Here is a 21,964-nt window from a genome sequence, read left to right as displayed (position 1 = left end):
CGAACCACCCGGCAAGCTCGACGAACGAAGGGCAGATGCACCCCGACCGCACGTCTACCACGCGCTTCCCCGTACCCGTCGACGCCGCCCTGCGCGCCGCCGGCTGGCAACCCGGACGCTGGGACATCAAACAGGCCGAGATCTGGGCCGACGCCCTGCGCACCCACACCTCACCCGCCGGACACCGGCACACCGTCTTCCCCGCCGCCGTCGAAGCCTGGGCCGAATTCGGCGGCCTCACCATCACCCCCACCGGCCCCGGCCGCCAGATCGCCCCCACCACCCTCCACCTCGACCCCCTGCACGGCCTCCACCTCGCCCGCACCCTCGGCGACCTCGGCCACGCCCTCGGCACCCAGCTCTGCCCCCTCGGCGAGGAAACCGACACCGCCGCCCTCCTCGCCATCGACGCCGAAGGCCGCGTCTACACCATCGACCACACCGGCGACTGGTACACCGGCCCCGACATCGACCGCGCCCTGACCACCCTCATCACCGGCATCCAGCCCGTACGCCTCACCGCCGGCTGACCCCCCGCGCCGATGGCCGGCGGCTGGGCGGTCACACCCCGGCCCGCCCCCCACGGCTCACGCCGCCGGAATCACCGCCGACACCCGGAACCCACCCGCGTCCGTCGGCCCCGACACGAACACACCACCCAGCGCCACGACCCGCTCCCGCATCCCCACCAGGCCGTTACCCCCCGACGGCAACCCCGCCGCCGACGCCGACGCCGGCTCCGGCGGCGGCTCGTTCTCCACCTGCATCGCGATCTCCGACACCCGGTGCGCCAGCCGCACATACGTCTTCGCACCCGCCGCGTGCTTGTGGACGTTCGTCAACGCCTCCTGCACCACCCGGTACGCCGTCTGCTCGACCTCCGCCGGATACGACCGCACCTCCCCCTCCACCGACAGATCCACCACCATCCCCGCGGCGGCCGACTGCCCGACCAACTCCTCCAGCTCCGACAGACACGGCCCCTCCCCCGCCTCGGCCGCCGCACGCGACTGCGCCGCACGCGACGCCGCCGCCTCGGCCGCCTCCCCCACCGCCGCCAACGGCACCCCCGAAGGACGACGCACCGCGTCCCCACCCGCCCGCAGCACCCCGAGCATCTCCCGCAACTCCGTCAACGCCTGCCGCCCCATATCCCCCACCAGAGCCGCGTTCCGCACCGCCTTCTCCGGATCCTTCCGCGCCACCGCCTGCAACGCCGCCGCGTGCACCACCATCAGACTCACCCGGTGCGCCACCACGTCGTGCATCTCCCGCGCGATCCGCGTCCGCTCCTCGTTACGCGCCCACTCCGCCCGCTCCTCCGCCCGCTCCGCGAGCAACTGAAGCTCCCGCTCCAACGAATCCGCCCGCTCCCGCAGACTCTCCATCAACCGCCGCCGCGCCCCCACGTACAACCCGAGCAGCACCGGCGGAGCCGTCAGCCCCAGCGACGTCGTCACCGCCGCGAACGGCAGGAACCAGTCACCCAGCGTGAGATCACCGCGCGCCATGTCCTGCCGCACCCGCACGAACGTCACCACCGCCGTGCCCAGCAACGACATCCCCGACAACGCCCCGATCACCCGGCGCGGCAGCTCGCACGACGCCAGCGTGTACAGGCCGACGACACCCATCAGGAAGCCCATCTCGGCCGGCGTCACCGCGATCGCCACCAGCACCACGGCGATCGGCCACTTCCGCCGCACCAGCAGCACCGCGCCCGCGATCAGCCCGAACAGCACGCCCACGGACACCGGAATCCCGGCCTCCCGGGCGAACGGAACCCCCTCCGCGGCGCACTCCGCGGCGGACAGCAGCGCGAGCCCCCCGTCGAGCACCGCGCTGCGCCGCCTGGCCCACCACCATGGCCCGGTCAAGGCCCTGGCGTGCTCTTCCCCCGTCGTGGTCATGCCTCCAGCCTACGGGCGGCGGGTGCGGCATTTCCGGTGACTTTCACCTACCTCCACACACCACACTCCGTAACCGAACGACACCGAAACCTCCCTCTATCCCTCGAACTGGTGAACCTTTCCCGTTCGACCCCGGAACCTCCCATTCCGGCCGGACGGTATGCCCATGGCACAGACGTACGGCACATACGCCGACTTCGAGGGGCTGCGGGAGCGGGCAGTGGCGTTGCGGCGGGAAGGACTGAGCCGGCGCCAGATCCGCGACCGGCTGCACGTCGACAACAACGACATCCTCAACCGCCTCCTGGAGGGCGAGCCACCACCCGAGTGGACAAAGCGCCCGAACGCCAAGGACGACCTGCGCGACCGGGCGAGAGCGCTGCGCCTCCAGGGCTGGACGTACGACCGGATCCAGCTGGAGCTGGGGTGCTCGAAGAGCTCCATCTCCCTGTGGGTCCGGGACCTGCCGAGGTTTATCTGGCGTGGCTCGACCTGCTCCGGGTGGAACGCGAGCGCCTCAGGTTCAACGTGATGATCCACGAGAACGCCGACATCGAGGGGGCCGAGCGCTACTGGGCCGACCTGATCGGCGCCGACACCTCGGCCTTCAACAAGACCACCTTGAAGAAGCACAACCCCAAGACGGTCCGCAAGAACACCGGGGACGCCTATCGCGGCTGCCTGGTGATCAAAGTCCTGAAGGGCGCCGAGTTGTACCGTCGCATCGAAGGCTGGTGGTGCGGCATAGTAGGGGCGGCGACCTCAACGGACTAGCGAAATGTCCGTTTAGGTAGCTTATGCACTCCCCTGTGGTGTAATGGGCAACACGGGTCACTTTGGATGATTTGTTCCAGGTTCGAGTCCTGGCAGGGGAGCTCACACCATCACCGGGCCCTGACACCACCGTCAGGGCCCGCCCCCGCATCCCCCACCCCTCCCCCCGGTATCCTGCGGCTGTCACCCACCCACCCCCAGCCGAAGGGCAACCCCGTGAGTGCCATCCGCCCGGCAGCCGTCGTCGTTCTCGCAGCGGGTGAGGGCACCCGTATGAAGTCGGCCACACCCAAGGTCCTGCACGAGATCTGCGGCCGCTCCCTCGTCGGCCATGTGCTGGCCGCCGCCCGCGCGCTGACCCCCGAGAACCTCGTCGTCGTGGTCGGCCACGCCCGCGAGCAGGTGAGCGCCCACCTCGCCGAGATCGACCCGGACACCAGGACCGCCGTGCAGGCGGAGCAGAACGGCACCGGGCACGCCGTACGGATGGGCCTGGAGGAGCTGGGCGGCGCGGTGGACGGCACCGTCGTGGTGGTGTGCGGGGACACCCCGCTGCTGACCGCCGAGACGCTCCAGCGGCTCACCGACACGCACCACGCGGACGGCAACGCCGTGACCGTGCTGACGGCCGAGGTGCCGGACGCCACCGGCTACGGCCGGATCGTGCGGGACGAGGCGACGGGTGCCGTCACCGCGATCGTGGAGCACAAGGACGCGTCCGACGCCCAGCGGTCGATCCGGGAGATCAACAGCGGTGTGTTCGCGTTCGACGGGCAGCTGCTGGCGGAGGCGCTGAAGCAGGTGCGCACGGACAACAGCCAGGGCGAGGAGTACCTGACGGACGTGCTCGGGATCCTGCGGGACGCCGGGCACCGGGTGGGCGCGTCGGTCGCGGCCGATCACCGGGAGATCGCGGGTATCAACAACCGGGTGCAGCTGGCCGAGGCGCGCCGCATCCTGAACGACCGGCTGCTGACGCGGGCGATGCTGGACGGGGTGACGGTGGTCGATCCGGCCACCACCTGGGTGGATGTGACCGTGACGTTCGAGCGGGACGCGGTGGTGCTTCCGGGTACGCAGCTGACCGGGTCCACGCATCTGGGCGAGGGTGCCGAGGTCGGGCCGAACAGCCGGCTGAGGGACACGCACGTGGGTGCGGGGGCGCGGGTGGACAACACGGTGTCCGACGGGGCCCGGATCGGCGCGGGGGCGAGCGTGGGGCCGTACGCGTATCTGCGGCCCGGTACCCGGCTGGGTGCGAAGGGCAAGATCGGTACGTACGTGGAGACGAAGAACGCGTCGATCGGGGAGGGCACGAAGGTGCCTCACCTGTCGTACGTCGGGGACGCGACGATCGGTGAGTACACGAACATCGGCGCGGCGAGCGTGTTCGTGAACTATGACGGTCAGGACAAGCATCACACGACGATCGGGTCGCACTGCCGGACGGGGTCGGACAACATGTTTGTGGCTCCTGTCACGGTCGGGGACGGTGCTTACACCGCCGCCGGGTCGGTGATCACGAAGGATGTGCCGCCGGGTTCGCTGGCCGTGGCCCGTGGCCAGCAGCGGAATATCGAGGGTTGGGTGGCCCGGAAGCGGCCGGGGAGCGCGGCGGCGAAGGCGGCCGAGGCGGTGTCCCGCCGGGGCGAGAGCGAGGACTGACCGGAAACGTGTGCGCCAAACACGGCGTACCGTGATAAGTGCACATCCGCACATGTGCACCCCGCACCCTTACCAGCTGATTCGGCCTCTCATGCCCAGCCGAGAGGTCGCCGAGCAGCCGGCTGGCTGAGACAACCTCTGAGGAGACTGTGCTGTGACCGGGATCAAGACGACCGGCGAGAAGAAGTTGATGTTCTTCTCCGGCCGCGCCCACCCCGAGCTTGCCGAGGAGGTCGCCCAGCAGCTGGGTGTCGGGGTCGTCCCGACGAAGGCCTTCGACTTCGCGAACGGGGAGATCTACGTCCGTTACCAGGAGTCGGCGCGTGGTGCGGACTGCTTCGTGATCCAGAGCCACACGGCTCCGATCAACCAGTGGATCATGGAGCAGCTGATCATGATCGATGCGCTGAAGCGGGCTTCGGCGCGGTCGATCACCGTCATCGTGCCGTTCTACGGTTACGCGCGGCAGGACAAGAAGCACCGGGGTCGTGAACCGATTTCGGCGCGTCTGATCGCGGATCTGATGAAGACGGCGGGTGCCGACCGGATTCTGACGGTGGATCTGCACACGGATCAGATCCAGGGCTTCTTCGACGGTCCGGTGGACCACCTGTTCGCGCTGCCGCTGCTGGCGGACTATGTGGGCAAGAAGGTGGACCGGGACAAGCTGACGGTGGTGTCTCCGGACGCGGGCCGGGTGCGGGTGGCGGACCGGTGGTGTGACCGGCTCGGTGCGCCGCTGGCGATCGTGCACAAGCGTCGTGACAAGGACGTGGCGAACCAGGTGACGGTCCACGAGGTGGTGGGCGAGGTCAAGGGCCGGGTCTGTGTGCTGGTGGACGACATGATCGACACCGGTGGCACGATCTGTGCGGCTGCCGACGCGCTGTTCGCGCACGGTGCGGAGGATGTCATCGTGACGGCGACGCACGGTGTGCTGTCGGGTCCGGCGGCGGACCGGCTGAAGAACTCGCGGGTGAGTGAGTTCGTGTTCACGAACACGCTGCCGACGCCGGCGGAGCTGGGCCGGGATCTGGACAAGATCACGGTGCTGTCGATCGCTCCGACGATCGCGAGTGCGGTGCGTGAGGTGTTCGAGGATGGTTCGGTGACGAGCCTGTTCGACGAGCAGTGAGGTTTCTGCTGGTCCGTGGAGCGGGCTAGCGGGTGATCCTTTTGGGTGCGGCCTCCCCTGCCGAGTAGACTGCTTGAGTTGCTCGGCGAGGGAGGCCGTACTCGTGTCTGCGAATACGGCGGTCCGTTATCGACGCGCTCTTCGTAGCAGGCCGTTCGTGGCCGGGTGACCACGTCCGTTCCGAGTTCCTACGAGGAGTGATTGTTATGTCCGAGGTGAAGCTCTCCGCCGAGTCCCGCAAGGAGTTCGGCAAGGGTGCGGCCCGTCGCATCCGCCGTGACAACAAGGTGCCGGTCGTTCTGTACGGCCACGGCTCCGAGCCGGTGCACCTGACCCTGCCGGGCCACGAGCTGCTGCTGGCGCTGCGTACGCCGAACGTCCTGATCTCGCTGGACATCGACGGCAAGACCAACGAGCTGGCGATTCCGAAGGCCGTGCAGCGTGACCCGCTGAAGGGCTTCCTGGAGCACGTGGACCTGCTGCTGGTCAAGCGTGGCGAGAAGGTCACGGTCGAGATCCCGGTGCACACCGAGGGCGAGCTGGCCCCGGGTGGCAACCTGCTGGAGCACGTCCTGGACGCGCTGCCGGTCGAGGCCGAGGCCACGCACATCCCGGAGGCCGTGACCGTCTCCGTGGAGGGTCTGGAGGCCGGTGCCTCGATCCACGCCAAGGACATCGCGCTGCCCAGCGGTGTGTCGCTGGCCGTGGACGAGGACGCGGTCGTCATCCAGGTGCTGCAGGCGCAGGCCGAGGAGACCGCGGGCGAGTCCGCCGAGGGTGAAGAGGCTGCCGAGGCCTGAGCCTCGTAGTCGTCGTTTCGTCAGCCGCTGTTCCCGTGGGGGGCAGCGGCTGGCGCGTATCGAGGAGAGATGGACGTGACCACTCCCGCCAGTGCCCCCTGGCTGATCGTCGGGCTCGGCAATCCGGGTCCGGAGTACGCGATGAACCGGCACAATGTCGGTTTCATGGTGGCGGACCTGCTCGCGGAGCGGATCGGGGGGAAGTTCAAGCGGGCGGGCAAGGCGCAGGCGCAGGTGCTGGAGGGCCGGATCGGTCCTGTGGGGCCGGCGAACCGCCGGGTGATCCTGGCGAAGCCGATGTCGTTCATGAATCTGTCCGGTGGTCCGGTGAACGCGTTGCGGGACTTCTACAAGGTTCCGGTGGGGAACGTCGTGGCGGTCCATGACGAGCTGGACATCGACTACGGCACGCTGCGGCTGAAGCTGGGCGGCGGGGACAACGGGCACAACGGTCTGAAGTCGGTGACGAAGGCGATGGGGCCGGATTACCACCGGGTGCGGTTCGGGATCGGCCGGCCGCCGGGGCGGATGCAGGTGGCCGATTTCGTGCTGAAGGACTTCTCGTCGGCGGAGCGCAAGGAGCTGGACTACTTCGTGGACCGGGCGGCGGACGCGGTGGAGTGCCTGGTGACGGAGGGGCTGGAGCGGGCGCAGGGCGCGTACAACTCGTGAGGGTGCCCTCCGGGTGGGCGTGGCGTCGTACAACTCGTGACTTGTCCGCCCAGGCCACCCACCGGAGTTGACCGCTCGTAGGGGTATGGCCAATGATCCCGGCCATGCCTGCCACCGCCAGTACCGCTCGTCAGGCGTCCGGGACCGCGCTGCGGTTCGGCCGGGTCGCCGTGATGGGTGCGTTCGCCGCACTGATCCTGTTCGCCGGGGTGTGGGGTTCCTGGGGGACCGCACAGCACGTGATGCTGGCGAAGGGGCGTGAGTCCGGCGCGGTGCGGGTGACGCGGTGTGCCGGGGACACCTGTACGGGGCCGTTCACGCCGGAGTCGGCGGGGGGCCGGGCCCGCGCGAGTGTGGAGCTGGACGCGTCGGTGGGGGTGCGTGCGGGGTCGACGTACGACGTGGTGTTGAAACCCGGTACCGGGGAGGCGGTGCGGTCGGGTCCGGCGGGGATTCTGCTGGCGTGGCTGCCGCTCGGCGGGGCGCTGTTGCTGGCGTCGGTGGTGGTCGCGGGCGGGATGCGGCTGACGCGGCCGGCGTGGGTGCTGGGGCTGGCCGGTGCGGGGCTGCTGACGGCGGCGTTCGTGGCGGTGCAGTGAGCTGAGCCGAGCCGAACCAGGAAAAGGGGGTGCCCCCGGGGTCGTACGACCTCGGGGGCACCCTTTTGTGCGATTGACCAGCCGGTGTCAGCCGGTGTTGCGCAGGCCCGCCGCCACGCCGTTGACGGTGAGGAGCAGGGCGCGGGAGAGCAGCGGGTCGGGGTTGACGCCGGCCGCGACCGCTTCGCGCTGCCGCTTGAGCAGGGCGACCTGGAGGTAGGAGATGGGGTCCAGGTAGGCGTCGCGGATGGCGAAGGTCTGCTTGAGGACGGGCTGGGCGTCCAGCAGTTCCTTCTCGCCGGTGACCTTCAGGACCTCGGCGACGGTCAGCTCGTGTTCGGCCTTGATGGTGTCGAAGACGTGCTTGAGCTCGTCGGGGACGAGGGTGTCGACGTAGTGCCGGGCGATCCGCAGGTCCGTCTTGGCGAGGGTCATCTCGACGTTGGAGATGAAGTTGCGGAAGAAGTGCCACTCCTGGTGCATCTCGTCGAGGACGGTGTCCAGGCCGGCCTCGCGCAGGGCCTTCAGGCCGGAGCCGACGCCGAACCAGCCGGGGACGATCTGCCGGGACTGGGTCCAGCCGAACACCCACGGGATGGCGCGCAGGCCGTCGAGCGAGACGCCGGAGCCGGGGCGGCGGGAGGGCCGGGAGCCCAGGTGCAGGTCGGCGAGCTGGTCGACCGGCGTCGACGCGAGGAAGTACGTCGGCAGGTCCGGGTCCTCGACCAGGCGGCGGTAGGCGGCGTGGGCGGCGTCGGAGACGACGTCCATGGCCGCGTCCCAGCGGGCGAGGGCCTCGTCGGACTGGCGGGGGGCGGTGTGCAGGGCGGATGCCTGGAGGGTGGCCGCGACGGTCAGTTCCAGGTTCTCCCGGGCGAGGGAGGGGATGAGGTACTTGTCGGAGATGACCTCGCCCTGCTCGGTGACCTTGATCTCGCCCTCCAGGGTGCCCCAGGGCTGGGCGAGGATGGCGTCGTGGGAGGGGCCGCCGCCGCGGCCGACGGTGCCGCCGCGGCCGTGGAAGAGGCGCAGCCGGACGCCGTAGCGGTGGGCGACGTCGCGCAGCCGGCGCTGGGCGCGGTGGATCTCCCACTGGCTGGTGGTGATGCCGCCGAACTTGGAGGAGTCGGAGTAGCCGAGCATGACCTCCTGGACGTCGCCGCGGAGCGCGACCAGGCGCCGGTAGGACGGGTCGGAGAGCATGTCCTCCAGGATGGTGTCGGCGGCCTTCAGCTCTTCGGTGGTCTCCAGCAGCGGGACGATGCCGATCTTGGCCCAGCCGGCGTGCAGGTCGATCAGGCCGGCCTCGCGGGCGAGGACGGCGGCGGCGAAGACGTCGTCGGCGCCCTGGCACATGGAGATGATGTAGGACTCGATGACCTCGGGGCCGAAGACCTCCAGGGCCTTCTTGACGGTCTGGAAGACGCCGAGGGTCTTCTGTCCGGCGGCGTCGACGGGGGCCGGGGTGGGGGCGAGCGGCCTTCTGGAGCGCAGTTCCTTGGCGAGGAGCTTGGCCCGGTACTCGCGGGGCATGTCGGCGTAGCGCCAGGACTCCTCGCCGAGCCGGTCGAAGAGCTGGCCGAGGGCGTGGTGGTGGGCGTCGGCGTGTTCGCGGACGTCCATGGTGGCGAGCTGGAGGCCGAAGGCGGCCAGGGTGCGGATGGTGCGGGCCAGGCGGCCGTCGGCGAACAGGCCGCCGCGGTGTTCGCGCAGGGAGGCCTGGATGATCCTGAGGTCCTTCAGCAGCTCGGCGGTGCCGAGGTAGTCGCGGCCGTCCTCGTGCGGGGTGCCCTTGGCGAGGCGCTGCTTGGTGTTGACCAGCTTCTGCCGGATGCAGGTGGCCTTGAGCCGGTAGGGCTCCTCGGCGTTCAGGCGCTTGTAGCGGGGGCTGATCCCGGGGAGCAGCTCGAGGTCCTTCTGGAGGGAGTCGAGCAGTTCCTGGGTGGCTCCGGTGTAGCGGATGGAGTTGGAGAGCAGGCCGCGCAGTTCGTCGATCGTCTCCAGGGCGTCGTTGATGCCGTGTTCGTGCTGGAGGATGAGGACGTCCCAGGTGACCTGGGGGGTGACGTTGGGGTTGCCGTCGCGGTCACCGCCGATCCAGGTGCCGAAGGTGAGCGGGCGGGTGTCGTCGGGGAGCTTGACGCCGACGCGCTCGAGTTCCGCGGTGAGGTCCTCCAGGACGTCGCCGACGGCGCCGGCGTGCAGTTCGTCCAGGTAGTAGATGGCGTTGCGGGCCTCGTCGGCGGGTTCGGGGCGTACGACGCGCAGCTCGTCGGTCTGCCAGACGAGGTCGATGTTCTCGGCGAGGCGGACGTCGTGGCGGCGGCGGTCGGTGTCGAGGACGGGGGTGTCCAGGAGGGCCGCGATGCGCCGCAGCTTGTTGAGGACGGACCGGCGGGCGGCCTCGGTGGGGTGGGCGGTGAAGACCGGGCGGACGTTGAGGTTCTGCACGGTCTGGCGCAGGTGCTCGGGGTCGGCGTCCTTGAGCCGGTCGGCGGTGCGGGCGAGCAGGCCGCCCTCGGCGGCGCGGCGGGCGCGCAGCTCGCGGCCGCGGTGCACCTGCTCGGTGACGTTGGCGAGATGGAAGTAGGTGGAGAAGGCGCGGACCAGCTTGGCCGCGGTCTCCAGTTCGGTGCCGCGCAGCAGCTCGGCGGCGGCTTCGCCGTCCTCGCGGGTGAGGCGGCGGACCTTCTCGACCAGTTCGAGGAGTTCGGGGCCCTCCTGGCGGACGAGGGTCTCGCCCAGGAGGTCGCCCAGCCGGCGGATGTCGGCGCGCAGCTCGCTGCTGGTTGTGGTGGTCTGGTCGTCGGCACTGCTCACAGGTTGCGGCTCCTTGCAGTGTTGAAGCTCGGCTGGCGGGGAACCCGGCCGGCCACCGCGCGGCGGGGCGCCGCATACGGGCCGTGGCGTCCGGGAAGGAAACTTCAGCGGACCGCGCTGTCCGACCGGTTCCAAGGATAGGTGGCGATGTGGACGCGCAGGGTCTGGGGCTCTTGCCGCGGCATGACGCGCTGCCATACTTACGATGCCGTAGGTTACGGGACCGTAGGGAAGTACCGTCGAGTCCCGTCCGGTCCCGGCGGCCCCCGGCAACCGACTCGACTCTCGACCCCACAGGGGACGCGTATGACCTCAAGCTCCGATGTGATCGCAGAGGCCCGTGAGGCCACCGACACGGCTGTTCCGTCCGCCACGCTGGGCGGGGAACAGAAGCGCTCGATCGAGCAGATCACGCTGCTGCTCTTCATCACCGTGCCGTTCCTCGCGCTGGTGGCGGCGGTGCCGCTGGCCTGGGGATGGGGGGTGAGCTGGCTCGATCTGGGCCTGCTGGTGTTCTTCTACTTCCTCGGCTGCCACGGGATCACGATCGGTTTCCACCGGTACTTCACCCATGGCTCGTTCAAGGCGAAGCGGCCGCTGCGGATCGCGCTGGCGATCATGGGGTCGCTGGCGGTGGAGGGCCCGCTGGTGCGGTGGGTGGCCGACCACCGCAAGCATCACAAGTTCTCCGACGCCGAGGGCGATCCGCACTCCCCGTGGCGGTTCGGGGAGACGGTTCCGGCGCTGATGAAGGGCCTGTGGTGGGCGCACATCGGCTGGATGTTCGACGAGGAGCAGACCCCGCAGGACAAGTACGCCCCGGACCTGATCAAGGACCCGGCGATGCGGGCGATCTCCCGGCAGTTCGTGATGTGGACGCTGGTGTCGCTGCTGCTGCCGCCGCTGATCGGCGGTCTGGTGACGATGTCGTGGTGGGGCGCGTTCACCGCGTTCTTCTGGGGTTCACTCGTCCGGGTGGCGCTGTTGCACCATGTGACGTGGTCGATCAACTCGATCTGCCACGCGGTGGGCAAGCGGCCGTTCAAGTCGCGGGACCGTTCGGGCAACGTGTGGTGGCTGGCGATCCTGTCCTGCGGCGAGTCCTGGCACAACCTGCACCACGCCGACCCGACCTCGGCGCGGCACGGCGTGATGCGCGGCCAGTTGGACTCCTCGGCGCGGTTCATCCGCTGGTTCGAGCGGCTGGGCTGGGCGTATGACGTGCGCTGGCCGTCACGCTCGCGTATCGATTCGCGGCGGAACACCGAGGAAGGCGGCTCCCGGCGCCGGAGGGAGACCGCCGAGGCGGCATGATTGACGCCGTGGCGACCGACTCCAGCAGCACTTCAGGCAACGACAAGCAGCGGCGGACCCGCCGGACCCGTATGACCGGTGCCGAGCGCCGCCAGCAGTTGCTGGAGATCGGTCGCACCCTTTTCGCGGCGAAGGGCTTCGAGGGCACGTCGGTGGAGGAGATCGCGGCGAAGGCCGGGGTGTCCAAGCCGGTGGTGTACGAGCACTTCGGCGGGAAGGAGGGGCTGTACGCGGTGGTGGTGGACCGGGAGATGCGCCGCCTGCTGGACATGGTCACCAGCTCGCTGACCGCCGGCCATCCGCGTGAGCTGTGCGAGCAGGCGGCGTTCGCGCTGCTGGACTACATCGAGGAGTACACGGACGGGTTCCGCATCCTGGTCCGGGACTCGCCCATCCCGCAGTCCACGGGGTCATTCGCGTCCCTGATCTCCGACATCGCCACCCAGGTGGAGGACATCCTGGGCCGCGAGTTCAAGTCGCGGGGCTTCGATCCGAAGCTCGCCCCGCTCTACGCCCAGGCGCTGGTCGGCATGGTGGCGCTGACCGGGCAGTGGTGGCTGGACGTGCGCCGGCCGAAGAAGGCGGAGGTGGCGGCGCACCTGGTGAACCTGGCGTGGCACGGCCTGGACGGCCTGGAGCAGAAGCCGCGGTTGATAGGTCACCGCAAGGCGTAGGGCGTGAGCCGAGTTCACAGCGTCCCCTTCAGCGGGGCCGCTTCACGGCGGGCGTCGGCCGGCCGACCGACGGCTACAGCAACGCACCGGCACGACGGTCTCCCTACGCCGGTTTCACCGCGACCGCGAACAGGCGGCGGAACGGCAGGACCGTGCCGTAGGGGGCGCCCGGGTAGGCGGTGCGCAGCAGGGCGCGGTATTCGGTGAGGAACGCCTCGCGGGCCTCGGGGTCGTCGGCGAGGGCGGTCAGCGCGGGGCGCAGCGCGGTGCCCTTCGCCCAGTCGAGCACCGGGTCCTCGCCCTGGAGGACGTGCTGGTAGGTGGTCTGCCACACGTCGGCCGCGCAGCCCAGGCGGGTGAGGCGGTCCAGGTAGAAGCCGGGGGCGTGCACGGAGTCGGTGGCGCGGACGGCGCCGGCGAGGCGGGTGCGCCAGCGTGGGGCGGCGACGAGGTCGCGCAGCAGGGTGTGCAGCGGGGCGTCGAGGTTGTCGGGGACCTGGAAGGCGAGGGCGCCGCCGGGGGTGAGTGCGGCGGTCCAGTCGGCGAACCGGTCGGCGTGGCCCGGCACCCACTGCAGGGTGGCGTTGGAGACGATCAGGTCGTACGGCTCCCCGGGCGTCCAGGTCCGTACGTCGGCGTGGGCGAAGTCGAGCCGGCCGCCGCCCGCCGTGGGTCCCTCGTGGTCGGCGCGGGCCCGGTCGAGCATCTCGGGGGAGTTGTCGTACCCGGTGATGCGGGCGGTGGGCCATCGTCCGGCGAGCAGGGCGGTGACGTTGCCGGGGCCGCAGCCGAGATCGGCGACGCGGGGGCGGTCGCCGGGCGGGTCCGCCAGGCGTGCGAGGAGGTCGGTGAAGGGGCGGGTGCGGTGGCCGGCGTGGCGGAGGTACCGGTCGGGGTCCCAGCGGGGTGTGGTCATGGGTCCACTGTCCTCCCGCAACTGTCTCCATATCAAGAGGCTTGATATCAAGAGACTTCATGTCGACACAACCACTACACTGATCTCCATGGAGGACGAGGTCGATCGGCTGGTCGCAGCGTGGCGCCGGGAGCGCCCGGACCTCGACGTGGAGCCGCTGGAAGTGCTGAGCCGGGTGAGCCGACTCGCCCGGCACCTGGACCGCGCCCGCCGGCTCGCCTTCTCCGAGCACCAGCTGGAGCCCTGGGAGTTCGACGTGCTGACCGCGCTGCGGCGCGCGGGCACGCCGTACCAGCTCTCCCCCGGCCAGCTGCTGACCCAGACCCTGGTCACCTCGGGCACGATGACCAACCGCATCGACCGGCTGGCGAAGAAGGGCCTGGTGGAGCGGCTGCCCGACCCCAGCGACCGGCGCGGCGTGCTGGTCCGGCTGACCGACGAGGGCCGGGACCGCGCGGACCAGGCACTGGCCGGACTGCTGGAGCAGGAGCGGGCGATCCTCGCCGAGCTGTCCCGCGCCCAGCGCGCGGAACTGGCCGGGCTGCTACGCCAGCTGACCGCCCCGTTCGACAACATCCCCGGCTAGGTCCACCGGCCCGACCCCGGCCCGCCGGGCGAGCGCGACGGCCGCCAGCGTGGAGTGGACGCCCAGCTTGCCGAGGACGTTCTGCATGTGGGTGCGGACGGTGTGCGGGGAGAGGAACAGCCGCTCGGCGACGGCCTTGCGGCCCAGCCCGGCGACCATGCAGCGCAGCACCTCCCGCTCCCTGGGGGTGAGGGACTCCACCAGCCGCTCGCTCTCGGTGCGGTGCCGGCGGGCCGCCGTCAGCTCCTTGAGCACCCCGGTGAGCAGCGCGGGCGGCAGATGCGTCTCGTCGCGCAGCACGCCCCGTATCACCGTCAGCAGCCGGGACAGCGAACAGTCCTTGGCGACCCAGCCGGAGGCACCGGCCTGGAGGGCGAGGGCAGCGCGGCGCGGGTCGTCCTTGTCGGCGAGGACGACGGACCGCACCCCGGGCTGGGCGGTGCGCACCCCGGCGACCAGGGAGATGCCGTCCACCAGGCCCTCCTCGGTGCCGTCCCGCACCGGTACCGCCGGGCGGGCGCCGGGCGGGGGGCCGCCGAGGTCGGCGTCGACCAGCAGCACGTCGTAGCGGCGGCCCTCGCCGGCCGCCCGCTCCAGGCAGCGCAGCGCGGCCGGGCCGCTGCCGGCCGCGAAGACGTCGACGTCCGGTTCGGCGGCCAGGGCGGCGGCCAGCGACTCGGCGAAGATGCGGTGGTCGTCGACGACCAGGACTCGGATACGAACCACGTAACCCCCTTCCCCGTGGCTCCGCGAGGAGCAGGGGATGTCCAAGGTCCGGAAAGCTCCGGAAATGAGCCGGCTTCCGGGACATGCCCGGAGAAGGTCCGGAGAACGACGACCGGCACGGGCACGACACCGGCGGACAGGGGCGACGCGCCGCGCGGCCGCCGCCGTCGCGGAGACTGCCACCCCCGACCGCGGGCGCCGTACCCGCGTGTCTCGCCCCCTGAGCGGCACCGGCCCCCACCGGTGCTGCTCCACAGAGTACGGATGCGGGCACGCAGCGGAAGGAGATTTGCAGAACTGACCCTCCGGCACGTTTATGGTGTGCCGCATGTTTCGTATCGAGACGGAAGTCGACAAGGCGCGACGCGATCTGCTCCGCTCACGCTTGCGGGACACCAACACGGCGGCGTCGCCGGTGCTGGCCGCGCTGCGCGGCACCCCCGGCGAACGCGAGGCCCCGCTGCACGTGTGGGGGCTGGACGCGGCCGGCGACCTGGCGGGCGGGCTGGTCGGCCACACCTGGACGTCCTGGCTGCACGTCACCTACCTGTGGGTCGACACCCGTCACCGCGGCACCGGTCTCGGCGCCCGCCTGCTCGCCGAGGCGGAACGGCTGGCCGCCGCCCGCGGCTGCGCCGCCGCCCGCGTGGAGACCTGGGACTTCCAGGCGCCCGGCTTCTACCGCAGGCAGGGCTACGAGGTGGTCTGCGTGATCCCCGACTACCCGCCGGGGATCACGGAGTACACCCTGACCAAACGCCTGGGCTGACGGGCTCCTCGCCCCCTCATCCGCTCTGCGGGTACCGGGGCAGTTCCCCGGGCAGGGGACGGGAGCCCTCGCACCCGGCCAGGTCGTAGGCGTGCCGGGTGAGCCGATAAGCGAAGTCGGTCAGCGTCTGCCGCAGCGGCACGCCCGCGGCCCTGGCGGGCCCGTCGACTGCAAGCCGTGAAGTCGTCGAAGTACGCACCCTACTCGCCCTCACCAACCGGTCGGCTGTACAGGCGTGTTGGCCTCACGACACCGGCCTCGCGTCCGACGAGCGGGGGCGAGGCCGGTGGGTTCCGGGGCAGGAAGGGGGTCAGACCAGCCGTCGGGCGCCCGCCGAGGGGACCGCCTCGAAGACGCGGGGCGCGGTGAAGCCCGCTGCGGCGAAGGCCTCCTCGACGGCCTTCGTCAGGGTGTCGACGTCCGCCGCCTCCGTCAGGACGATCGCCGAGCCGCCGAAGCCGCCGCCGGTCATCCGGGCGCCGAGGGCGCCGCCGGCCAGGGCGGTGTCCACCACCAGGTCCAGCTCCGGGCAGGAGATGCGGAAGTCGTCGCGCAGCGAGGCGTGCCCCTCGGTGAGGACCGGGCCGATGGCCCGGGGGTCGCCGGCCCGCAGCAGCGCGACCGTGCGTTCGACCCGCTCGTTCTCCGTCACGATGTGGCGGACCAGGGGGGCGACCTCCTCCTCGCCGCCGAGGCGGGCGAGGGCCGCGTCCAGGCCGTCGTACGGGATGTCGCGCAGGGCGTCGACACCGAGCAGGGCCGCGCCCTTCTCGCAGCCGGCCCGGCGCTTGCCGTACTCGCCGCCGCTGTGCGCGTGCTTGACCTGGGTGTCCACCACCAGCAGCCGCAGGCCCGCGGCCGCGAGGTCGAAGGGGATCTGCCGCTGGGACAGGTCGCGGGTGTCCAGGAACAGCGCGTGGCCGGCCTCGCAGCAGGCCGACGCCGTCTGGTCCATGATGCCGGTGGGCGCGCCGACGTAGACGTTCTCGGCGCGCTGGCACAGCCGGGCCAGCCGCCAGCCCTTCAGGCCCAGGCCGTACAGGTCGTTCAGGGCGAGCGCGATCACGACCTCCAGGGCGGCGGATGAGGACAGGCCCGCGCCGGTCGGGACCGTGGACGCCAGGTGGACGTCGGCGCCGGTGATCTCGTGGCCCGCCTCGCGCAGCGCCCAGACCACGCCCGCCGGGTAGGCCGTCCAGTCGTGGTCGCCGCCGGGCGCGAGGTCGTCCAGGCGCAGCTCGGTGATGCCGCCCCCGATGTCCGCCGAGTGCAGGCGCAGCAGGCCGTCGGTGCGGCGGGAGACCGCCGCGACCGCCTGGTGCGGCAGGGCGAACGGCATGACGAAGCCGTCGTTGTAGTCGGTGTGCTCGCCGATCAGGTTGACCCGGCCCGGCGCCGCCCAGACGCCCTCGGGCCGTGCCCCGTACAGCTCGGCGAAGCGGTCCGCGACCTGCTGTGCCCCCACTAGTGCTCCCTCGTGATGCTCTGCGCGAACTCCCACGCGTCCGCGACGATGCCCGCGAGGTCCGCGCGGGACGGGTTCCAGCCCAGCTTCTCGCGGGCGGTGTCCGCGGCGGCGACCAGGACCGCCGGGTCGCCGCCGCGGCGCTCCGCGGTCACCTCCGGGATCGGGTGGCCGGTGACCTCGCGGACGGTCTCGATGACCTCGCGCACGGAGAAGCCGTTGCCGTTGCCGAGGTTGCAGATCAGGTGCTCGCCGGGGGCGGCGGCGCCCAGGGCCAGCAGGTGGGCCTCGGCCAGGTCCGCCACGTGGATGTAGTCGCGGACGCAGGTGCCGTCGGGGGTCGGGTAGTCGTCGCCGTAGACCGAGATGGCCTCGCGGCGGCCCTGGGCGACCTGGAGGACCAGCGGGATCAGGTGCGACTCGGGGTCGTGGCGCTCGCCGTACGCGCCGTAGGCGCCGGCCACGTTGAAGTAGCGCAGGGAGACCGCGGCCAGGCCGTGGGCGTGCGCCTCGCCGGTGATCATGTGGTCGACGGCGAGCTTGGAGGCGCCGTAGGGGCTGGTGGGCCGCGTCGGGGCGGTCTCCCGGATGGGGGTCTGCTCGGGCTCGCCGTAGGTCGCCGCGGTGGAGGAGAACACCAGCTTGCGCACGCCGGCCTCGCGCATCGCGGCGAGCAGCGCCATGCTGCCGCCGACGTTGTTGTCCCAGTACTTCTCCGGCTTCAGCACCGACTCGCCGACCTGCGAGAACGCCGCGAAGTGCAGCACGCCGTCGAAGGACGGGTCGAGCCACTTGGCGGCGTCGCGGATGTCGCCCTCGACGAAGGCGGCCCCGGCGGGCACGCCGGCGCGGAAGCCGGTGGAGAGGTTGTCGAGGACGGTGACCTCGTGCCCGGCCTCCAGCAGGTGCTGGGCCACGACGCTGCCGACATATCCGGCGCCACCCGTCACCAGGTACTTCATGAACTCGCTACCTCTCGCAGTCGCTCGGCCGCGCGCTCCGGCGGCACGTCGTTGATGAACACGCTCATGCCGGACTCGGAACCCGCGAGAAACTTCAGTTTGCCGGAAGTGCGGCGGATGGTGAAAAGCTCGAGGTGGAGCGCGAAGTCGTCGCGCGTCACGCCGTCGAACTCCTCCAGCGTGCCGAACGGGGCCTGGTGCCAGGCCGCGATGTACGGCGTCGGAGGCTCATCTTCGCCGAAGATCCGGTCGAACCGCTTCAAGAGTTCCAGATACACCTGGGGGAACTCTGTGCGGGCCGCCTCGTCCAGCGCCAGCAGGTCGGGCACCCGGCGCCTGGGGTACAGGTGGACCTCGTACGGCCAGTGGGCCGCGTACGGCACGAAGGCCACCCAGTGTTCACCCTCCAGGACGACCCGCTCGCCGGCCAGTTCGCGTTCCAGGACGGCGTCGAAGAGGTTCTCCCCGCCGGTGGCGTCCTTGTGGGCGGCGAGCGAGCGGAGCATCAGCGCGGTGCGCGGGGTGGTGAAGGGGTAGGCGTAGATCTGCCCGTGCGGGTGGCCCAGGGTCACGCCGATCTCGGCGCCGCGGTTCTCGAAGCAGAACACCTGCTCGACGGAGGGCAGATGGGACAGCTCGGCGGTGCGGTCCGTCCACGCGTCCAGCACCAGGCGGGCCTGCTCGGGGGTGAGGTCGGCGAAGGAGGCGTCGTGGTCGGAGGTGAAGCAGACGACCTCGCAGCGGCCGGAGTCGCCGGCGAGGGAGGGGAAGCGGTTCTCGAAGACCACGACATCGTACGAGGAGTCGGGGATCTCGCTGAGCCGGTCGCCGCGCGTGGGGCACAGGGGGCACTCGTCGGCCGGCGGGTGGTAGGTGCGGCCCTGGCGGTGCGAGGCGACGGCGACGGCGTCGCCGAGCAGCGGGTCACGGCGGATCTCGGACGTGGTGACCGTACGGTCCAGGGGACGCCGGTCGGCCGCGTCGCGCACGGTGTCGTCCCGAAGGTCGTAGTAGATCAGCTCACGACCGTCGGCAAGCCGGGTCGGGGTCTTCTTCACTCCGGACTCCTCCACGTCCCCACTCCATCACTCAACACAATCAAACATAACAGAGCACAACCCGACACCGACGTGCTCGATCACAATCAAACAAAGAACACCAGTCACAGTGTTCAAATACCGAACACGGCGGCGTAGGTTCCGCTTGGATCAGTTCGCGCAACGAAGCGAGTTCTCATGCAAACCCCCACATACGCCCCCACCCAACTGGCGGCGGAGCTACGGCTCCCCACCAACTGGCTGGACTACACGATCCTGGCGATCTACTTCGTCGTCGTCCTCGGCATCGGCCTCGCCGCCCGCCGCTCCGTCAAGACCAGCCTCGACTTCTTCCTCTCCGGACGCTCGCTGCCCGCCTGGATCACCGGCCTCGCCTTCATCTCGGCGAACCTGGCAGCCACCGAGATCCTGGGCATGGCGGCCAACAGCGCCCAGTACGGCGCCTACACCGTCCACTGGTACTGGATCGGCGCCATCCCCGCCATGGTCTTCCTCGGCCTGGTGATGATGCCCTTCTACTACGGCAGCAAGGTCCGCTCGGTCCCCGAGTTCCTGCTGCTGCGCTTCGACAAGGCCGCCCACCTGCTCAGCTCGGCGCTCTTCGCGTTCGCCTCGGTCCTGATCGCCGGCGTCAACCTCTACGCCCTCGCCCTCGTCGTCGAGGCCCTGCTCGGCTGGCCGAAGTGGGTCGCCATCGTCGTCGCCGGCGCCCTGGTGCTCGGTTACATCACCCTGGGCGGCCTGTCCTCGGCGATCTACAACGAGGTCCTCCAGTTCTTCGTGATCCTCGCCGCGCTCATCCCCATCACCGTGCTCGGCCTGAAGAAGGCCGGCGGCTGGGACGGCCTGACCGACAAGCTCACCGCGCGGCACGGCGCCGACTTCACCACGGCCTGGGGCGGCACCGGCATCGGGGAGGCCAATCCGCTCGGCGCCAACTGGCTCACCATCGTCCTCGGCCTCGGCTTCGTGCTCTCCTTCGGCTACTGGACGACCAACTTCGCCGAGGTGCAGCGCGCCCTGTCCGCGAAGAACCTCTCCGCCGGGCAGCGCACCCCGCTCATCGCCGCCTTCCCGAAGATCTTCATCGTCTTCCTGGTGATGATCCCGGGGCTGGCCGCCGCCGCGCTGGTGCCGAACATCGGCAGTAAGGAGTCGGGGCTCCAGTACAACGACGCCATCCCCTACCTGATGCAGGAGCTGCTGCCCAACGGCGTGCTCGGCATCGCCGTCACCGGTCTGCTGGCGGCCTTCATGGCCGGCATGGCGGCGAACGTGTCCTCGTTCAACACGGTGTTCACCACCGACATCTGGGCCAAGTACGTGGTGCGGGACCGCGAGGACGAGTACTACGTGCGGTTCGGCCGGCTGATCACCGTGATCGGGGTCTGCGCCTCCATCGGCACGGCGTTCCTGGCGTCCTCGTTCTCGAACATCATGAGCTACCTGCAGACGCTGTTCTCCTTCTTCAACGTGCCGATGTTCGTCGTCTTCATCATCGGCATGTTCTGGAAGCGCGCCTCCGTCAAGTCCGGCTTCTGGGGCCTGCTCGCCGGCACCACCGCGGCGATGATCAACTACTTCGTCTTCTACAAGCAGGGCGTCATCTCCATCCCCTCCGACCAGGGCGCCAACTTCGTCTCCGCGATCGCGGGGTTCGTCGCCGGCGCGGTCGTGATGATCGCGGTGTCCCTGTTCACCAGGCCGAAGCCGGTGGAGGAGCTCCAGGGCCTGGTCTACGGCACCCGGTCCCCGGGCATGTCCGAGCCGCCCGCCGAGGGCGACGACGCGTGGTACCGCAAGCCGGCCCTGCTGGGCTGGGGCGCGGTCGTCCTGGCCGCCGCCTGCTACATCCCGTTCTCGTTCTGACACGGGAGGATCGAGGAAACCATGACCGAGCACCCTGAGCACCGTCCGCCGCACTACACCGAGCACGACGTCCAGCGGGAGGTGACCGAGCTGGAGACCAGGTCCGCGACGGCGGCCCGCATCTTCGACCTGCGCCGCATCATCGGCGGGCTGTTCGTGGTCTACGGCGTCATCGTCACCGTCACCGGGATCACCGACTCCCAGGCCGCGATCGACAAGGCCGAGGGCGTCAACATCAACCTGTGGACCGGGATCGGCATGCTGCTGCTGGGCGTCTTCTTCCTGGCGTGGCTGAAGCTGCGGCCCACGGTGCTGCCTCCCGCGGAGGACCGGCCGGAGGAGCACCCCGGGGCCTGAGGCCGTACGCCGGCTGCGGGGGCGTGGGGGGCTGGTCGCGCGCACGCGGCGGAGCCGCATATCGGCACAGCCCCGCGCCCCTGGGGAATCGCGGTGCCGTTGGCTTTCACGGTGCCGCCTGACAGCCCGCGCGCCGGCCCGCCTACCCCGGGCCCGTTCTCCCGCGGGGGCCCGCCCGTTCCAGCAGGCCCGTGCGGGCGGCCAGGGCCGCCGCCTCCAGACGGGAGCCGACGCCCAGTTTCATCAGGACCCGCTGGACGTGGGTGCGGGCCGTGCTGGGGGCGATGCCCATGCCCGCCGCGATCAGCCGGGTGTCCTCGCCGTCGGCCACCCGGACCAGGACCTCCACCTCGCGCGGCGTCAGCATCTCCAGCAGCCGCTGGGCCTCGTCGTCGGGCTGCGCGGCCGGGTTCAGCAACTCGCCGAACGCGCCCTGGAGCAGCTGCGGGGCGACGGCCGCCTCCCCGGCGCGGGCCTTCATCATGGCCCGCTCCACGCCCTCGATCCGCTCGTCGTGCCGTACGTACCCCGACGCGCCCGCCGCGAAGGCCGCCGCGATGCCGCGCGGCGACGGCACCGGGCCGAGCACCACCACCGCCACCTGCGGACGCTCCCGCTTGATCTTGACCACCGGGTCGAAGGCGCCCGGCTCGGCCGGTGCCGCCGTGCCCAGCAGGCACACCTCGGGTGCCCGCGCGATCACCAGGTCCGCCGCGCCCGCGGCCGGTGCCGCCGCGGCGACCACCCGGTGCCCGCGCAGCTTGAGCGCCGACGCCAGCGCCTCCGCGAGCAGGCGATGGTCGTCGACGACCACGAGCCGCACTCCCATTGAGCAACCCCCCAGTCCCCCCGGCACCCCCGCGCTTCATGCCCCCGGAAGCTACACGCTTGTT

General features: G+C 70.8%; 21 protein-coding genes, 1 tRNA gene and 1 pseudogene. 14 read left to right on the top strand and 9 right to left on the bottom strand.

Features of this window, described 5'->3' with window-relative positions; translation table 11 throughout:
* Positions 1–35: 35 nt before the first annotated feature.
* Positions 36–530, top strand: coding sequence for an SUKH-3 domain-containing protein (locus Srubr_RS34625; protein ID WP_189992060.1), 495 nt, complete (start codon positions 36–38; stop codon positions 528–530).
* 57 nt (positions 531–587) lie between these two features.
* Here Srubr_RS34625 and Srubr_RS34620 read toward each other — a convergent pair whose 3' ends face one another.
* A complete protein-coding gene (locus Srubr_RS34620) occupies positions 588–1,910 on the bottom strand; it encodes a sensor histidine kinase (RefSeq protein ID WP_189992062.1) in 1,323 nt (440 codons plus the stop codon).
* A 166-nt stretch (positions 1,911–2,076) separates the two neighbouring features.
* Here Srubr_RS34620 and Srubr_RS34615 point away from each other — a divergent pair.
* From Srubr_RS34615 to Srubr_RS34585, 7 genes and pseudogenes are all read left to right on the top strand, one after another.
* Positions 2,077–2,684 (top strand): annotated as a pseudogene (locus Srubr_RS34615) (hypothetical protein).
* A 29-nt stretch (positions 2,685–2,713) separates the two neighbouring features.
* A tRNA-Gln gene (locus Srubr_RS34610) sits at positions 2,714–2,785 on the top strand.
* Positions 2,786–2,900: 115 nt separating this feature from the next.
* Complete coding sequence (glmU, locus tag Srubr_RS34605) at positions 2,901–4,349, top strand: bifunctional UDP-N-acetylglucosamine diphosphorylase/glucosamine-1-phosphate N-acetyltransferase GlmU (protein ID WP_189992064.1); 1,449 nt, start codon at positions 2,901–2,903, stop codon at positions 4,347–4,349.
* A 154-nt stretch (positions 4,350–4,503) separates the two neighbouring features.
* Entirely contained in the window at positions 4,504–5,484 is a 981-nt protein-coding gene (locus Srubr_RS34600) for a ribose-phosphate diphosphokinase (protein ID WP_181793527.1), read from the top strand.
* Between the two features lie 206 nt (positions 5,485–5,690).
* Positions 5,691–6,284, top strand: a complete 594-nt coding sequence (locus Srubr_RS34595; protein ID WP_189992066.1) for a 50S ribosomal protein L25/general stress protein Ctc — start codon at positions 5,691–5,693, stop codon at positions 6,282–6,284.
* A 69-nt stretch (positions 6,285–6,353) separates the two neighbouring features.
* Positions 6,354–6,956: an aminoacyl-tRNA hydrolase gene (pth, locus tag Srubr_RS34590; RefSeq protein WP_189992069.1), complete on the top strand. Its 603-nt coding sequence runs from the start codon at positions 6,354–6,356 to the stop codon at positions 6,954–6,956.
* A 92-nt stretch (positions 6,957–7,048) separates the two neighbouring features.
* Positions 7,049–7,555, top strand: coding sequence for a hypothetical protein (locus tag Srubr_RS34585; protein ID WP_189992071.1), 507 nt, complete (start codon positions 7,049–7,051; stop codon positions 7,553–7,555).
* Between the two features lie 87 nt (positions 7,556–7,642).
* On the opposite strand, the gene ppc is transcribed toward Srubr_RS34585, so the two are convergent.
* Positions 7,643–10,375 (bottom strand): phosphoenolpyruvate carboxylase, encoded by a 2,733-nt coding sequence (ppc, locus tag Srubr_RS34580; RefSeq protein ID WP_189992073.1) that lies wholly within the window; start codon positions 10,373–10,375, stop codon positions 7,643–7,645.
* Positions 10,376–10,681: 306 nt separating this feature from the next.
* On the opposite strand from ppc, the gene Srubr_RS34575 reads away from it, so the two are divergent.
* Both Srubr_RS34575 and Srubr_RS34570 read left to right on the top strand, forming a co-directional pair.
* Entirely contained in the window at positions 10,682–11,689 is a 1,008-nt protein-coding gene (locus tag Srubr_RS34575; protein WP_189992074.1) for an acyl-CoA desaturase, read from the top strand.
* A complete protein-coding gene (locus Srubr_RS34570) occupies positions 11,686–12,363 on the top strand; it encodes a TetR/AcrR family transcriptional regulator (RefSeq protein WP_189992077.1) in 678 nt (225 codons plus the stop codon). The genes Srubr_RS34575 and Srubr_RS34570 overlap by 4 nt, the downstream gene beginning before the upstream one ends.
* Before the next feature lie 103 nt (positions 12,364–12,466).
* Here the strand turns inward: Srubr_RS34570 and Srubr_RS34565 are convergent, their stop codons facing one another.
* Positions 12,467–13,279: a trans-aconitate 2-methyltransferase gene (locus Srubr_RS34565; RefSeq protein WP_189992079.1), complete on the bottom strand. Its 813-nt coding sequence runs from the start codon at positions 13,277–13,279 to the stop codon at positions 12,467–12,469.
* Between the two features lie 88 nt (positions 13,280–13,367).
* Here Srubr_RS34565 and tamR point away from each other — a divergent pair, with 88 nt between their 5' ends.
* Positions 13,368–13,865, top strand: coding sequence for a MarR family transcriptional regulator TamR (gene tamR, locus Srubr_RS34560; protein WP_030616064.1), 498 nt, complete (start codon positions 13,368–13,370; stop codon positions 13,863–13,865).
* On the opposite strand, the gene Srubr_RS34555 is transcribed toward tamR, so the two are convergent.
* On the bottom strand, positions 13,824–14,591 hold the full coding sequence (locus tag Srubr_RS34555; RefSeq protein ID WP_189992080.1) for a LuxR C-terminal-related transcriptional regulator: 768 nt from the start codon (positions 14,589–14,591) through the stop codon (positions 13,824–13,826). The genes tamR and Srubr_RS34555 overlap by 42 nt on opposite strands.
* Before the next feature lie 328 nt (positions 14,592–14,919).
* Here Srubr_RS34555 and Srubr_RS34550 point away from each other — a divergent pair, with 328 nt between their 5' ends.
* The gene (locus tag Srubr_RS34550; protein WP_229926554.1) at positions 14,920–15,360 is read left to right on the top strand and encodes a GNAT family N-acetyltransferase; all 441 of its coding nucleotides are present in this window, start codon (positions 14,920–14,922) and stop codon (positions 15,358–15,360) included.
* Positions 15,361–15,376: 16 nt separating this feature from the next.
* Here the strand turns inward: Srubr_RS34550 and Srubr_RS41480 are convergent, their stop codons facing one another.
* The 4 genes from Srubr_RS41480 to galT form a co-directional block, all read right to left on the bottom strand.
* On the bottom strand, positions 15,377–15,502 hold the full coding sequence (locus Srubr_RS41480; protein WP_268257570.1) for a hypothetical protein: 126 nt from the start codon (positions 15,500–15,502) through the stop codon (positions 15,377–15,379).
* 168 nt (positions 15,503–15,670) lie between these two features.
* A complete protein-coding gene (gene galK, locus Srubr_RS34545) occupies positions 15,671–16,825 on the bottom strand; it encodes a galactokinase (protein WP_189992084.1) in 1,155 nt (384 codons plus the stop codon).
* Positions 16,825–17,787 (bottom strand): UDP-glucose 4-epimerase GalE, encoded by a 963-nt coding sequence (gene galE / locus Srubr_RS34540; RefSeq protein WP_189992085.1) that lies wholly within the window; start codon positions 17,785–17,787, stop codon positions 16,825–16,827. Before galE ends, galK begins: the two co-directional genes overlap by 1 nt.
* On the bottom strand, positions 17,784–18,845 hold the full coding sequence (gene galT, locus Srubr_RS34535) for a galactose-1-phosphate uridylyltransferase (RefSeq protein ID WP_189992087.1): 1,062 nt from the start codon (positions 18,843–18,845) through the stop codon (positions 17,784–17,786). Before galT ends, galE begins: the two co-directional genes overlap by 4 nt.
* A 177-nt stretch (positions 18,846–19,022) precedes the next feature.
* On the opposite strand from galT, the gene Srubr_RS34530 reads away from it, so the two are divergent.
* Complete coding sequence (locus Srubr_RS34530) at positions 19,023–20,714, top strand: sodium:solute symporter family protein (RefSeq protein WP_189992089.1); 1,692 nt, start codon at positions 19,023–19,025, stop codon at positions 20,712–20,714.
* 21 nt (positions 20,715–20,735) lie between these two features.
* Positions 20,736–21,071: a hypothetical protein gene (locus tag Srubr_RS34525; RefSeq protein WP_189992092.1), complete on the top strand. Its 336-nt coding sequence runs from the start codon at positions 20,736–20,738 to the stop codon at positions 21,069–21,071.
* Between the two features lie 142 nt (positions 21,072–21,213).
* On the opposite strand, the gene Srubr_RS34520 is transcribed toward Srubr_RS34525, so the two are convergent.
* Positions 21,214–21,900 (bottom strand): helix-turn-helix transcriptional regulator, encoded by a 687-nt coding sequence (locus Srubr_RS34520; RefSeq protein WP_189992093.1) that lies wholly within the window; start codon positions 21,898–21,900, stop codon positions 21,214–21,216.
* Between the last annotated feature and the right edge of the window lie 64 nt (positions 21,901–21,964).

This window comes from Streptomyces rubradiris (assembly GCF_016860525.1).
Taxonomy (GTDB): Bacteria; Actinomycetota; Actinomycetes; order Streptomycetales; family Streptomycetaceae; genus Streptomyces; species Streptomyces rubradiris.
The sequence above is the reverse complement of the archived record's forward strand: the minus strand, read 5'-3'. Positions and strand labels throughout refer to the sequence as shown.